A 13,805-nucleotide genomic window follows, 5' to 3' on the forward strand; every position below is an offset into this window, starting at 1 on the left:
CGCTGGCTGGCCATCGTACTGGAACGTCTCCCGACGTGCCCCAACAGCCAGATTGATTCGCTGCTGCCATTCCCCGACTTTACTTCGCGCTAAACAGGCTGTACAGGTGGGGCCGCTGGCCGCTTACCATCAATCTTCTTATTGCCGCCGCTTGCCTGCTGGGGCTGTTCTCGACCATCGGCGCCTCGCTGCCGTATCCGATCCTGCCGCCGCTGTTCGCTTCGGGCGTCGGGAACGGCCTCAATTCCTTCCTCGGGCTGCCGCCCAAAATGCTGTTCGGCCTGGCGCTGACCATCAATCCGCTCGGCTTGTTGATCGGTAATACCTTGCTCGGCCCGCTCTCGGACCGTTACGGCCGCCGCCCGGTGCTGATGCTGACCACCATCGGCGCCGCCCTCGGCCACATGCTCACGGCCCTCGCGCTGCTGCTCGAATCGTATCCGCTGTTTATCGTGGCGCGCTTCGGTACTGGCTTGTTGGAAGGTAACGGCGCCGTCGTGCGCGCCATGCTGGCCGACCGCCTCGAAGGCGACCTGCGCGTGCGCGCCATGTCGTGGCTGAACGGCGCGTTCTACCTTGGCTGGCTGGCCGGGCCGCTGCTGGCCGGCGCCACGGTGGTGTGGGGCATCACAGTGCCGTTCTGGATCGCGGCCGGCGCCCTGGTCATGACCGCCGCGCTGGTGGCGCTGGCGCTGCCGCGCGAGGCGCCTTCGCTGGCCACCACCTCGTGGTGGCATGTGGCGCGCCACCAGCACGCGTTTCACTTGCTGCGCCACGCCGACCTGCGCAAGCTGTTCATCGTCCAGTTCGCCTATACCTGCGGCGTGACCGCCTTTTACGAGTTCTATCCCTTGTGGCTGGTGGAGTATCCCGGCTACGGCGCGCCCGGCATCGCCTGGGTCACGGCCGCCCTGTGCGCGGTGATGACCTGCACCGCCGTGTTCGCCGGCCGGCCGAGCCGCTTCGCCCCCTTGCAACGGGCGACGTGGAGCGCGTTCGCCTGCGCCACGGCGATTGCGGCGGTGGCGCTCGGCCATGTGTGGCTGGGACTGGTAGCGATCGTGCTGTTCGGGATTCCGAACGCGTTCTATAACGCCATCGTGCCGGGCTGGTGCGCGGAGCGCTTCGGCGCGCTGGGGCAGGGCGCGGTGATGGGCTTGCTGTCGACCACGTTCTGCCTGGCCAATATCGTCATGGCCCTGGTCGGCTCGGTGCTGACCCTGCTCGATACGCGCCTGATCCTGCTGCTGGGCGCGCTATTGTCGGCCTGGGCCGCCTGGCGCCTGCGCGGCTGGCGCGTGCAGATGGCCGGTGCGGGCGCGGCCAGCCTGCCCGCCCGGCCCTAAGCAAGGGCGGGCAGGCTGGCGCCGTCACAGCGCCGGCGGCGGGTTCAGCAGCGCGGTCGGCTGCGCGGTGGCCGGCTCCGGCCCGCGCAGCATGGTCGGATCGAGGAAGCTGGCGGCGCGCCGGCTGTAAGCCGGGCGCATGTGGATGGTGTCGGTGTACAGCGGCGCGCCGCTCTCGTCGAGCACCGGGCACAGCTGGTCCTTGCACATGTATTGGGCCGGTTCGATGACGATGGCGCCGGTGTCGGCGGCAATCGCGGTCAGGCGCGCCAGCGGCGCCGCGTTGCGCTGGCGATACTCGGCCAGGTTGAACGCGGGCACCTTCGGCACCGGGACGATGGTGCCGAAACGCGAGCCGGTGACCATCGACTGCGGATCGTAGGCGCTGCCGGCCGGCGGCTGCAGCACCAGGAACACGCGCTTGCCGTTCTTGCGCAAGGTGGCCAGGCTCGCGCGCAGCGAGGCATACGCCAGCTCTTGCGCATCAGCCGCCGGGAAGGCTTTTTGCACGCCGTCTTTGTCGACCAGCAGTTCGCGCTGGCCGGCGTTGAAGTAGCCGTACCAGGCCGCGCCCAGCACCACCGTATCGACCTGCGCGCTGTTGGCCAGGGCGTAGGCCGCTTTCACGGTCTTGGGACACAGCGGAAAGCGGATCTGCGGCAGGCGCACCGTGTGCTCGATCGGCGGACAGCCGCCGGCGGTGGCGAAAATTACCGAGCTGAAGCGCGCCGGATCGGTCGCCACCGCGTGCTCGATGCGCGGGCCGTACTGTTGCATCACGGAGTCGCCCAGGAACACGGTCAGGCCGGGTCCGCGGCTGGCCGCCTTCTGGAACACCACGCCGTCGTAGCGCAGCGGCGCCAGGGTCGGGCCGGGGTACTGGCTGTCGTTCAGGGCCGCCAGGAAGGGCTCGGCGCCATGCGTGTCGATGCGTTGGCGCAGCATGCTGGTGCTGATCGCCAGGCCGAACACGGCGATGGCGACCATGCCCACGCCGAGCGACCAGGTCACGCGCGTACGGTCGCGCCGTTCGCGCAGCGGGATGTCGACCAGGCGGTAAGTGAGCCAGGCGAGCACGAAGCCGGCGCCGATCAGCGCCAGCTTGACTGGCATCGGCGGCTTCTGGCCATGGATAATATGGCCGTAGGACAGCAAGGGCCAGTGCCACAGATACAGGGGATAGCTGATCAAGCCGATCGCGACGGGCCAGCGCCGTCCCAGCACCAGGCGATTGAGCACGGCATCCTTGCCGGCCAAAATCAGCAGGCAGGCGCCGCCGACCGGCAACATGGCCCACCAGCCGGGAAACAGCGACTGCTCGTTGGTCAGCCAGAACGCCAGCCCCAGCAGCACCGCGCCGCCCAGCGACAGCGCCGTGCCATGCCGTGTGAAGCGCTGCGCGTGGTGCAGGTTCAGATACGCGACCACGCCGCCGGCCATCAGTTCCCAGAAGCGCGTGAGCGGCGAAAAGAAGGCCGCCACCGGATGGTCGGCCACCAGCAGCACGTTGGCGCTCATGGAGATCACGAAGATCACGCCGGCGACCCACAAAAAGCGCAGCTTGCGCGAAAATACCAGCCACAGGATCAGCGGCCACAGGATGTAGAACTGTTCCTCGACTCCGAGCGACCACAGGTGCAGGAAGGGCTTGGTGATGCCGTCGTTGTCGAAGTAGCCGGCCTCGTTCCACAACACCAGGTTCGACACGAAGGTGGTGCCGGCCACGGCGTGCTTGCCGATCTGCTGGAACTCGCCTTGCAGCAGGGTCACCCAGCCGAAGGCGAGGGTGGCGAGCATGACCACGGTCAGGGCCGGGAAAATGCGGCGGATGCGGCGCACGTAGAAATCGGCGATGCTGAACTTGCCCTTTTCCAGTTGGGACAGGAGGATCGAGGTGATCAGGAAGCCCGAGATGACGAAGAAGATATCGACGCCCACGAAACCGCCGGCAAACCAGGTCGGCCAGGCATGGAATGCGATCACGGCGATCACCGCCAGCGCGCGCATGCCATCGATATCGGGCCGGTAGGCGAGGGCGCCCGCGTGCGCGGACGCGCACGCGCTATGATTGTTGGTTGGAATGACAGCCTCCGGGTGCGGATGATTGAACAAAAATCAATGTCGACAACACGCGCATTATAGTGGAAGCGCTACGTATGGTTGTAATTTGTTTAATGAATTACGCATACAAATATTGTCGAAACTGTAAATACTCAATCATTCGACCGCGCGCTGGCCGCAGCGTTCGCGCGCCTTCGCGGCAAGCTGTCCGGTGTCACATCCTGGCGGCCTTGCTAGACGTTTATTGGGCGTCGCCTTCCTCTGGCGCCGGCTTGCCGATCCAGAGCCGGTGCGGCCCCGGTCCCTTGCCGGCCAGCTTGTCCTGCGGATTGCGCAACCAGCAGCGCTCCAGCGACAGGCAGCCGCAGCCGATGCAATCGTCGAGCGTGTCGCGCAGTTTTTTCAGCTGCGCCATGCGCTGGTCGAGGTCGTGGCGCCAGGCGGCCGACAGGCGCGCCCAGTCGTCGCGGCTGGGCGCGCCGCTGCCGAGGGTGGCCAGCGCCGCCTCGATCTCGGCCAGGCTCACGCCAACGCGCTGGGCCACGCGAATGAAGGCGATGCGGCGCAGCACGTCGCGCGTGTAGCGGCGCTGGTTGCCGGCGCTGCGCGTGCTGGCGATCAGGCCGCGCGTTTCGTAAAAATGCAGGGTCGACACGGCCACCCCGCTGCGCCGCGCGACCTCGCCCACGGACAAGCTCGGATGGGCTTCGCGCTGCGGATGTTGTTCTGCCATCGAAGACTCCTTGACCTCAACTTAACTTGATGTTTTAGACTGGCTTTCACTGCCCAGGCAAGCATTCTAAAGGAGAATTTCAGATGGCAAGGAACACACCCAGGAACCCGTCCGACGGGGTATTTCGCATCGATAAATATGTCGTGCCGGCGGCCTCGCTGGCGGCCTTTGTGACGCAGATGCGCGAGATTGAAGCCATGTTCGAGCGCCTGCCCGGCTGGCGCCAGAAGCATTTGTTGACGCAATTTGGCGGCACCGGGGAATTTAACGTGGTGACCATGGTCGAATGGAAGACGGCCGGCGCGATGGCGGTGGCCCAGGAAATCGTGCAGCGGCATTTTGCCGGGCAGGGCGTGGCGCCCGGCCAGGTGCTCGAGCGCCTTGGCGTGCGCTCGGACCGGGGGTTTTACATCGCCGCTTGAGCGCGGCGGGCCTTGCGTGCGCGGTACAGCTTGCGCAACCACAGGAACAGGGGGATCAACACCAGCAACCACGGCAAGACGGCAACGACCACGGTGATCAGGACGCCCAGGCTCGACGTGAGCACATGGCCGGATTCCTTGATCGCCTGTGCTACCGGCGCGACCCAGCTTTGTTCGGCATGCAGCGATTCGGCTACCAGGTTCAGTTCGACCCGCGTCATCTCGGTCTGGCTGGCCAGTGCCTTGCGCTGGCCGCTGATGCTGTCGAGTTCGGATTGAGTTTCCGACAACTGCTTTTCGGCTTCCAGGACTTCCTTCAGGTTGCCCGTGCGCTTGGCCAGCAGGTCGAGGATGCGCGCCTTGAGCGCCGTGAGGTTGGCGATTTTCGCCTCCACATCGATCACCTGGGCGGTCAGGTCTTCGCTGTCGCGTTCATGTTGCAGCAGCTTTCCGTGCTCAAGCATGGTCTTGAGAAAGCTGTCGAACGCTTGCGGGGGGATGCGGGCGCTGAGGGTGGCATTGGCCGGGCTGCGCAGGCGCGCCTGCGACTGATCGGCGTTGAGCACCACGCAGGCGAGCTTGAGGCAGGCCGCCTGGATCGCCTCGAAGTGCTTGTGCAGCTCGGCTTCGGGCGCTTCGAGCAGCAGTTTGTGACGCGTGGCGATGTAGCGCCGGCTTCCTGGCGGTTCGGGCGCCTCTATCAACTTGGTTTCGACAGCCTCTGGCATGGCGCCGCCGGCGGCGACCTCCATTTTTTGCGAACAGGCGCACAGGAAGAAGGCGACAACGATGCCGGACAGAATTTTCATAGGAGGGGCGCGAATGGATGTTGAGGGAATAGTAACATCATGCACGTGCCTGCGGGCAATGGGTGCAGGCTGGCGCGACGGTGGTGGCCGCGCGCGGCCGCCACCGTCTGGCCCGCTTGCGCCCAGGCGCTTCCCGGCGTGCTGGCAGCAGCAGCCGGGCGGGGACTGGCGGGGTACTGGTGTGGTGTTCGCCTGCGGGCAGGCTAGCTGACCGCAGCCTCGCGCAGGCGGCGCGCCGCCTGGCGGCGGTCGTAGCTTTCGATCAGTGCGTTTTGCGAAACTTCATCGCCAATGCCGCGCAGCTTGAGAAAGCGCTGGGCGGCGTCGCTGCCGAAAGCGCGCTGCAAGGCAAGCGCTTCGTGCAATTGCGCCGCGGTTTCAAGGTCCTGGCGACGGTCTTCGTGACGGCGGTCTGCATCGTCCATGTTGTTCTCCTGGTTACTGTATTGCATTTATAGCACGCCGAGAAAATGCATGCTGCGTATGCGCGTACCGAACGCGGGTATTTACATTATCGTCAGCAGGCCGTCGAACTTGATACTGAGTGCATGCAGAGGGGAAGAAATCATGGGCGCCGGGCTGTGGGTGCTGTCGCTGCCGCAGTGGCCGCAGTAGTGGCGCCGGTGGGGCTTTTGCGCAAAGCTGCCCAGGTCCAGGTGCGGATGGCCGCAGCGCGCACAGCAGACACAGCCAAGCTGCAGGCCGGCCGCGCGCACCGCGCTGTACGCCAGCAGGGCGGGCGGAGTAATGTTGATCTGCACGATGTCGGTGCCGGGAAACAGCGCGTGCGTGGCGCTGGTGCGCAGCGCCACTGCCGCGCAGCGCGTTGCAATGGGCGCTGTTGCGCCGGCCGCCACGCGGGTAAGCGTTATGGCGCCGTCGGGCGCGCCGGCCAGGCTTACCCTGGCGCAGGCGGCCAGGTCGATCACGGGCGGATGCAGCGCGTAGCCCATCTTTTCCAGATGGCGCGCGCAACGTTGCTCGCCGCTGTCGGCCAGCGCGGCCAAGTCCGCCTTCACGCCCCAATAAGTTTGGTGCGTGCGGCACCAGCGGCGGGCGGCGCCGTTGCGGTATTTGCCGGCCGCCACCAGCACGCAGTCGACGATGGCGTCATCGCCCCGCTCGGCCGGAAAATATCCGGCGACGCGCCCGCTCGCCACCGCGATGTGGCCGACTGTGGCCTGATGCGGCCAGCAGATGCCGGATACGACGGCTCCGCCGCCAAGGTGTTGCAAGCTCAGTGGCGCTGCAAGCTCAGTCGGCATGGGCGAGGTACAGGCCGCCTTTGCCGTCCGGCAGCCAGGTTTCGGCGATATCGGAGCTGACATCGAAAAAGCCCACGCCATGCTGGCCGGCGAGGCGGGTCACGGTGGCGTGCGCGTCGTCGATCTGACTCCACGGAAAGCTCATATAGATGAACGCCTTGCCGATGGTGTAGTCGGTGTCGGTCATGTCCTCGTCTTCTTCCTCGTCCTCGCGTTCGTCGAGCGGCATGGCCGGGAAGGCCTGGACGATGTTGGCGTAGAACGCCTGCAATGCCGGGGTGGTGACGGCCGGGTCGGCGTAGGAATGGTCTTCGCCCAGTTCGGTTTGTTCTTCATGCCACATGAGGAAGGGCTCGCGTTTTTTGGGAGCGGCTTCCGCTGCGAAAACCATCAGGTCGTAACTCATGCTTGTGTGCCTTTATCGTAGTGAAGTGCGCTGGCGCTATTTTAGAGCAAGCATGAGAATCCGAGATTTTTCCTTCTTGCCATTCTGGTAAGATGTTCACTCCTTAGCAACCCGGTCATTGCGGACCAAGCGTGCCGCAGGACGCGATAATGACATCCACACCAGCTCAGCCAACCCGCGCGCGGCGCGTTCTGTTCGTTCATCAAAATTTCCCCGGCCAGTTCAAGCGGATTGCCGCCCACCTGGCGCGCGACCCGGCCTACGAGGTGCTGGCGATCGGCAAGGAAGGCTGCCCCGGCCTGCCGGACGTGCGCACCCTGACCTACAAGTTGCACCGGGTCCAGGCCAAGGAAACGCACCACTATGCGCGCCCGTTCGAGTCGGGCATCCTGCATGGCCAGGCTTGCCTGCGCGTGCTGCTGGCATTGAAAGAAAAGGGCTTTGTGCCGGACGTCATCGTCGCCCATCCGGGCTGGGGCGACACCATGTTCGTACGCGAGGCGTTTCCCGATGCGCGGCTGGTGCATTTTTCCGAGTTCTACTATCACACGGACCATGCCGACGTCGGTTTCGACCCGGAGTTTCCCAACAATATCGACGACCGGGCGCGGGTGCGCGCCAAGAATGCGCTGCAACTGCTCAACCTGGAAGCGTGCGACATCGCGGTCGCCCCCACCCGCTGGCAAAAAAGCCTGCACCCCAAGCCCTACCAGGACAAGATCGCACTGATACACGAGGGCATCGACACCACCTACCTGTGCCCGAATCCCGCCGCCTCCTTCACCCTGCCGAACGGAAAAGTGCTGCGTCCGGGCGACCCGGTGGTGACGTATGTGTCGCGCAACCTGGAACCGTACCGCGGCTTTCATACCTTCATGCGCGCGCTGCCGGCCATCCTGGCCGACAATCCCGGCTGCGACATCGTGCTGGCCGGCGGGGACGGCGTGAGCTACGGCGCGCGGCCGGCCGGCGCTGGCAACTGGCGCGAGAAAATGCTGGCCGAGGTCGCCATCGATGCCAGTCGCGTGCACTTTCTCGACCGCATTCCGTTCGCGCGCTACCGCGAGCTGCTGCAGGTATCGGCCGCGCATGTATACCTGACGTATCCGTTTGTGCTGTCGTGGTCGATGCTCGAAGCGATGGCCTGCGGCTGCCTGGTGATCGGCTCGGACACGGCGCCGGTGACGGAAGTGATCCGCGACGGCGAGAATGGCTTGCTGGTCGATTTTTTCGATACGGCGGCGATTGCCGCTACCGTCAGCCGCGCCTTGCGCGAGCGCGAGCGCTGGATGCCCATGCGGGCACGGGCCGTGGAATCGATCAAGGCGGGCTATGCGGTGGAGGAGGGCATCGCCGGCTACCGCCGCCTGATCGACGCGGCGGCGCTGTAAGGCCCGGCCCGGCCCGGCCTGTCGGGGCAGGCGTCGGCCGGGGCCCCGTGATCCATCACGCGAAACGCATATACTTGGCTGACCGATCGAACAATTCGAACAATTCGAACAATCGCCAGGAGCGGCCCGCATGTCCAATCTCAACTTCAAGCACTTGCGCTATTTCTGGATGGTTGGCAAGACCGGCAGCATCGCCCGCGCAGCCGAGCAACTGCACCTGACGCCGCAGTCGATTTCCGGGCAATTGACCGAGTTTGCCGGCACACTCGGCGTGGAACTGTTCCGCCGCTCCGGGCGCAACCTGGAGCTGACCGATACCGGCCGGCGCATCCTCAGTTACGCCGAAACCATCTTCAACACCGGCGACGAACTGCTGGACATCGTGCGCGACCAGTCACTCAAGACCGCGCTGGCATTTCGGGTGGGATGCGCCGATTCGGTGTCCAAGCTGATCGCCTGCCGGCTGGTCGAGCCGGCGCTGAGCCTGGCCGAGCCCTTGCGCCTGATCTGCCGCGAAGGCCGCCTGGCCAGCCTGCTGGCCGACCTCGCGGTGCACCGGCTCGACCTGATCATCGCCGACCGTCCAATGCCGCCGCACCTGAGCGTCAAAGGCTACAACCATTTGCTGGGCGAAAGCGGCTTGAGCGTGTTTGCCACGGCGGCGCTGGCGGCCACTCTGAAAGGGACCTTCCCGGCATGCCTGGACCGCGCCCCCTTGTTGCTGCCGGGGGAGGATTTTGCGATCCACCACAAGCTGCTGCAATGGCTGGCCAACCAGCAGGTGCGCCCGCGCGTGGTTGGCGAGTTCGATGACAGCGCAATGATGAAAGCCTTCGGCCAGTCCGGCGCCGGCGCGTTTTTCGCGCCGACCGTGATCGCGCGCCAGGTGTGCCAGCAGTACGCGGTGGTGGAACTGGGCACGGTGCCGGGACTGGTCGAGCAGGTGTATGCGATCACCACCGAGCGCCGCATGAGTCATCCGGCAACCCTGGCGATCAGCCAGAGGGCACGGCGCGAATTGTTTGTGTGACGGCGCTTACGCGGCAGGCGTGTCCGGCGTGACGGCGGGACGCGCGCGCCGCCCGGCCCACTTGCGGTTCAAGTACAGGCGCACGGGGTTTTCGAAGAGATAGAACGACAGCGCGCCCAGGCCGATCGCGCCCAGCAGGCCGGCAAGGTGCGAGATGCGTCCTGCGCCCACGGCGTAGTAGAACGGTTGCTGCCACAGGTACAGCGAAAACGAGCAAACGCCGAACCATTGCAGCACCCGCGCCGCCAGTAGCTTCTGGATGATTTGGGGAGTGCGCTCCAGATGGTTGATGGAATAGGCCAGGCACAGAGGCGCGAGCGTGTATTGCAGTTCCTTGTGGGCGTAAGTCGAGTAGCACGCGATCGCCACCACCAGGGTCAGGACCGGGAGCCAGGGCGAAGTCTGGCGCAGCCATGGCGCCTGCGTGCTGGCCGCCATCACGCGATAGGCGGCTGCCGCGACCAGGCCGATGGCGGCCGACTCGCTGCGCAGGAACCACGGCGTCGCGCCCGCTGGCGGGTGCCCGGGGTAAACCATGTTCACCGCCAAAATCGCGCCTGTCCCGGCGAGCAGCATGGCGGCGCCGGCGAAGCGGTGGCGCAGGGCGCCGGCGAGCACGGCGAGCGCCGCCAGGAACATATAGCTGTGCTCCTCCACGCTGAGCGACCACAGATGCCCGATCGGCCAGGTCCGCGCCCAGATGCTGATATCGGCCGGGAAGTAATTGCGCAAGAACGCGAGGGTCGCGATCAATTCGCCTTGCGGGACCACGAAGCGCACCGGCTGCATAAAGGCCGCGTAGATCGCCATCGCGATGACGAACAGCCAGAAGGTCGGGAACACCCGGCTCAGCCTGCGCACGAAAAAATCTTTCAGCGGCACCTTTTTGATGAACAAAAGGTTGCCCATCAAAAAACCCGACAACACGAAGAACAGTTGCACGCCGAACTCGCCGAGCCAGGAAAGTTCTTGCGTCGATTTGAAGTGCGAAATCAGTACGGCGATAATTGCCAACCCGCGCCACCCGTCAAGGTAAGGGATATGCCTGGTGGGGCTGCTCATGATGGTTACCGCCATGCTGTTGTCGATCAATCAATCAAGTTACCACATGGTTATTGATACGACAAATGATTCGTGGCGCGCGTTGCGGCTTGTCCGCCTGCCGGCTGATTACGTGGGCCAGCGCCGCAGTAGCGACTTGTACGCCGTGTTTTCTGCATCAAGCGGACGCAAAACAGCCATCTAAACACAATCTGGAAAAACCATACGAGCGATTTTTTCTGTCACCGCTGAACCCATTGTGCGAGAATGCCCCTCCCCCTCGGATGGTGCGCATGATGGCCAGACTCGCCGCAATCATAACTGGACTGGCACTCGTGCTGGCAGCTTGCAAGCCCGCAGTCACAGCGCACGCGCATGACATTCCTGCGGCAATGAGCCAGACCGCGACCACCCTGCTGCATTCAAAACTTCTGCACGCGACCTCGATTGCTGTCGTTTATCGCGGCAAGGAGTTCATTCTGCATCAAGGCGAGCTGGAGACCGGCAAAGCCAATCGGCCGAATGATTCAACGCTCTATGAAATCGGCTCAGTCAGCAAGACTTTTGCTGGCCTGCTGCTGGCGAACGCTGTGCTTGATGGAAAGGCGGCGCTTGACGATCCCATACAAAAGTACCTGGCGGCCGCCTACCCGAACCTGCAGTCGCAGGGGCAGCCAATTCGCTTGCGCCATTTGATTACGCACACCAGCAATATGCCGGGCATGCTGCCATTGCAGGTGAACGCCGTATTGAAGGATTTCGCTGCACACGCCACGCCGGCGAAGCTCAATGCAGCCTACGCCAACTATGGACAACAGCAATTCTGGCAGGAGTTGCACTCGGTCGGCATCAAGGGGCCGCTTGGTAAGGACTACGCATATTCAAGCGCCGCTACCGAACTCATTGCGCACACTCTCGAAAAAATCTACGGCATGCCCTACGAAGTCCTGCTCGCGCGATTCGTCGCGCGCGAAGCCGGCATGCAAGATACCAAGCTGAGAATCACATCAACGGATACCGTCCGGCTAGCGCCCGGCTACCACAGCGACAATCCCGTTATAACAACACCGATGCCACAGTTGCCTTGGGGGGCAGCCGGCAATCTGAAGTCGACTATGCCGGATATGGCGAAGTACCTGCGCCTGCAATTGGGTGCCAATCCGGCGGTCGTCGAATCGCACAAGCCGCTGGTACGCTTCCAGGACGACTTCAGTATTGGCTATTTCTGGAACATCGGCACCAATCGCCAGTTGGGCACGCATTATGTACACCATGGCGGCGTGCCACGCGCGCAAAGCTACGCCTACGTCGTTCCTAAATATCAGCTTGGGGTCTTCATCATCACCAACCAGAGCGGCGACGCTACTGCCGGCGCCATGGAAAGCGCGCTGGCGCATATTTTCGACACAGTGGAATCCATGGAAAACGCGAAGTAGGCCGGCCCTTGTTTTGCGCCGCGGCCACCAGGAACATGCCTGAAAAAGGCCAGCCATCGGCGCCTGGCCTTGGTGTTGATGGATGTCGTCGTCCTCGGCTCCGGTCGATTTCCGGCCAACTGTTTCCGGCGATCCAGCGCGCGCCGTCATAACCGAACGGGCTGCGGATAGATGGCGCGGGAGTGTGACGCGGACAACAAAAAGCCCAACACGATGGTTGGGCTATATGCTTGACTTGCGATGCAAACGATGGGGTGGCTGATGGGGCTCGAACCCACGACAACAGGAATCACAATCCTGACCAAATGGGGTTCAACGATATTCATCAGTATTCCAAGTGTCGGTAATTTATATAAAAATCAATGACTTGAGAGATTTTTTGCCACCGCCGAGATTCAGCGTTATTCATTGATATACTGCCACATGGGTTACATGGCGGTTACATGAAGCGAAAAATTGGGGCTGGAGATGGCAAAAGTAAGATTTACGTCTGGACGCATCGACTCGTTCTCTTGTGAAGATGGCAAGAGCCAATCGTTCCTGTGGGATGCTTCCGCGCCTGGGCTGGGCGTGAGGGCCACGGCAAGCGGCGCCAAGTCGTATATGTTCCAAGCAAAATTGCGCGGCCAGGCAATGCGGATCACCATTGGCGCCACTGGTACATGGACCATTCCAGAGGCCCAGGCGGAAGCGCGCCGGCTCAAGGTAATGATCGACAACGGGCAAGACCCGCGCCAAGTCAAAGCGGCGGGACTCGCTGCCGAACTGGGCGCCCGCAACGCCAGCAAAGCCGCTGAGACCGCAAGGCGAGCCCAGGCAACCCGAGAATCGGTAACATTGGGCATCGCTTGGCCAGTCTATATTGAGGCGCGCCGCAAGCGCTGGAGTGATTGGCATATTCGCGACCATGAGAATGTAGGCAGCCCAGGCGGGGCAAGTAAGCTGCGAGGCAGAGGCGTGACAGAACCGGGGCCGCTGGCCTTGCTGTTTGACGTTCGACTGCTCGACTTGAGCGGGGCGCGCATTGCGGCATGGCTCGCAATTGAAGCGCAGACTAGGCCCACGCGCGCCGCCCTGGCGTTTCGCCTGCTTTCGGTGTTCGTGAACTGGTGCGACTCACAGACCGAATACGCGGGGCTAGTCCCCGCAGGCGCATGCAAGGCGCAGCAGGTCCGCGACGAAATGCCAAGCAAGAACGCAAAGGAGGGCGATAGCCTGCAGCGCGAACAGCTCGCCCCTTGGTTCGATGCCGTGCGCGGGATGAGTAACATTGTGCAGTCGGCATATTTGCAGGCGCTGTTACTCACTGGCGCGCGCCGGCGCGAGTTGGCCGCCCTGCAATGGGGTGACGTGGATTTCAAATGGCTGAGCATGACCATCCGCGATAAGGTGGAGGGAGAGCGCACCATTCCCCTGTGCCCATACGTCGCCGCTCTGCTGTCCGGCCTGCCGCGCCGCAATGAATGGGTATTCTCAAGTCCAGCATCTGAAAGCGGCCAACTGTCGGAGCCTACGCCAGGACATAAGCGCGCGCTGTGCGCCGCCGGCCTGCCCGATCTCACATTGCACGGTCTGCGCCGGTCCTTTGGGTCTCTCGCGGAGTGGACGGAAACGCCGGCTGGGGTGGTCGCACAGATCATGGGGCACAAGCCCAGCGCTATTGCTGAAAAACATTATCGGCGCCGGCCGCTCGATTTGCTGCGCATGTGGCATATCAAAATAGAGGTGTGGATTTTGGACCAGGCGGGCGTGGCCATTGTGCCGGCGGCACCTGGCCTGCGAGCTGTATCGACAGCATAGTTCCCGCACAAGTTTAAAGCGCCAGTCTAGTTTTAGCGGACGAAAAGCCGGACTCCTTCACCGGC

14 protein-coding genes are annotated in these 13,805 nt (G+C 63.7%); 7 read left to right on the top strand and 7 right to left on the bottom strand.

Features of this window, described 5'->3' with window-relative positions:
• The first annotated feature begins 128 nt into the window (after positions 1–128).
• The gene (locus F0185_RS17390) at positions 129–1,346 is read left to right on the top strand and encodes an MFS transporter (RefSeq protein ID WP_370664032.1); all 1,218 of its coding nucleotides are present in this window, start codon (positions 129–131) and stop codon (positions 1,344–1,346) included.
• Between the two features lie 24 nt (positions 1,347–1,370).
• On the opposite strand, the gene F0185_RS17395 is transcribed toward F0185_RS17390, so the two are convergent.
• On the bottom strand, positions 1,371–3,458 hold the full coding sequence (locus F0185_RS17395) for an acyltransferase family protein (protein ID WP_167226503.1): 2,088 nt from the start codon (positions 3,456–3,458) through the stop codon (positions 1,371–1,373).
• Between the two features lie 190 nt (positions 3,459–3,648).
• Positions 3,649–4,140 (bottom strand): redox-sensitive transcriptional activator SoxR, encoded by a 492-nt coding sequence (gene soxR / locus F0185_RS17400; RefSeq protein ID WP_167226505.1) that lies wholly within the window; start codon positions 4,138–4,140, stop codon positions 3,649–3,651.
• Positions 4,141–4,223: 83 nt separating this feature from the next.
• On the opposite strand from soxR, the gene F0185_RS17405 reads away from it, so the two are divergent.
• Positions 4,224–4,562, top strand: a complete 339-nt coding sequence (locus tag F0185_RS17405) for an antibiotic biosynthesis monooxygenase (protein WP_167226507.1) — start codon at positions 4,224–4,226, stop codon at positions 4,560–4,562.
• On the opposite strand, the gene F0185_RS17410 is transcribed toward F0185_RS17405, so the two are convergent.
• From F0185_RS17410 to F0185_RS17425, 4 genes are all read right to left on the bottom strand, one after another.
• Complete coding sequence (locus tag F0185_RS17410) at positions 4,547–5,371, bottom strand: DUF4349 domain-containing protein (RefSeq protein ID WP_167226509.1); 825 nt, start codon at positions 5,369–5,371, stop codon at positions 4,547–4,549. The two genes, F0185_RS17405 and F0185_RS17410, sit on opposite strands and share 16 nt — an antisense overlap.
• Before the next feature lie 203 nt (positions 5,372–5,574).
• Entirely contained in the window at positions 5,575–5,796 is a 222-nt protein-coding gene (locus F0185_RS17415; RefSeq protein WP_167226511.1) for a hypothetical protein, read from the bottom strand.
• Between the two features lie 81 nt (positions 5,797–5,877).
• Positions 5,878–6,636 (bottom strand): hypothetical protein, encoded by a 759-nt coding sequence (locus tag F0185_RS17420; RefSeq protein WP_167226513.1) that lies wholly within the window; start codon positions 6,634–6,636, stop codon positions 5,878–5,880.
• Positions 6,626–7,042, bottom strand: a complete 417-nt coding sequence (locus F0185_RS17425) for a hypothetical protein (protein ID WP_167226515.1) — start codon at positions 7,040–7,042, stop codon at positions 6,626–6,628. The genes F0185_RS17420 and F0185_RS17425 overlap by 11 nt, the downstream gene beginning before the upstream one ends.
• Positions 7,043–7,191: 149 nt before the next feature.
• On the opposite strand from F0185_RS17425, the gene F0185_RS17430 reads away from it, so the two are divergent.
• Both F0185_RS17430 and nhaR read left to right on the top strand, forming a co-directional pair.
• A complete protein-coding gene (locus tag F0185_RS17430) occupies positions 7,192–8,433 on the top strand; it encodes a glycosyltransferase family 4 protein (RefSeq protein WP_167226517.1) in 1,242 nt (413 codons plus the stop codon).
• A 130-nt stretch (positions 8,434–8,563) separates the two neighbouring features.
• Entirely contained in the window at positions 8,564–9,463 is a 900-nt protein-coding gene (gene nhaR / locus F0185_RS17435) for a transcriptional activator NhaR (protein WP_167226518.1), read from the top strand.
• Between the two features lie 6 nt (positions 9,464–9,469).
• Here the strand turns inward: nhaR and F0185_RS17440 are convergent, their stop codons facing one another.
• A complete protein-coding gene (locus F0185_RS17440; RefSeq protein ID WP_167226520.1) occupies positions 9,470–10,525 on the bottom strand; it encodes an acyltransferase family protein in 1,056 nt (351 codons plus the stop codon).
• On the opposite strand from F0185_RS17440, the gene F0185_RS17445 reads away from it, so the two are divergent.
• The 3 genes from F0185_RS17445 (at position 10,524) to F0185_RS17455 (ending at position 13,740) form a co-directional block, all read left to right on the top strand.
• The gene (locus F0185_RS17445) at positions 10,524–10,709 is read left to right on the top strand and encodes a hypothetical protein (RefSeq protein WP_167226522.1); all 186 of its coding nucleotides are present in this window, start codon (positions 10,524–10,526) and stop codon (positions 10,707–10,709) included. The two genes, F0185_RS17440 and F0185_RS17445, sit on opposite strands and share 2 nt — an antisense overlap.
• An 88-nt stretch (positions 10,710–10,797) precedes the next feature.
• Positions 10,798–11,940, top strand: a complete 1,143-nt coding sequence (locus tag F0185_RS17450; protein WP_223164527.1) for a serine hydrolase domain-containing protein — start codon at positions 10,798–10,800, stop codon at positions 11,938–11,940.
• 468 nt (positions 11,941–12,408) lie between these two features.
• Entirely contained in the window at positions 12,409–13,740 is a 1,332-nt protein-coding gene (locus F0185_RS17455; protein ID WP_167226524.1) for a tyrosine-type recombinase/integrase, read from the top strand.
• The last annotated feature ends 65 nt before the right edge of the window (positions 13,741–13,805 follow it).

Origin of the sequence: Massilia rubra, assembly GCF_011682065.1 — a bacterium.
Lineage (GTDB): Bacteria > Pseudomonadota > Gammaproteobacteria > Burkholderiales > Burkholderiaceae_D > Telluria_A > Telluria_A rubra.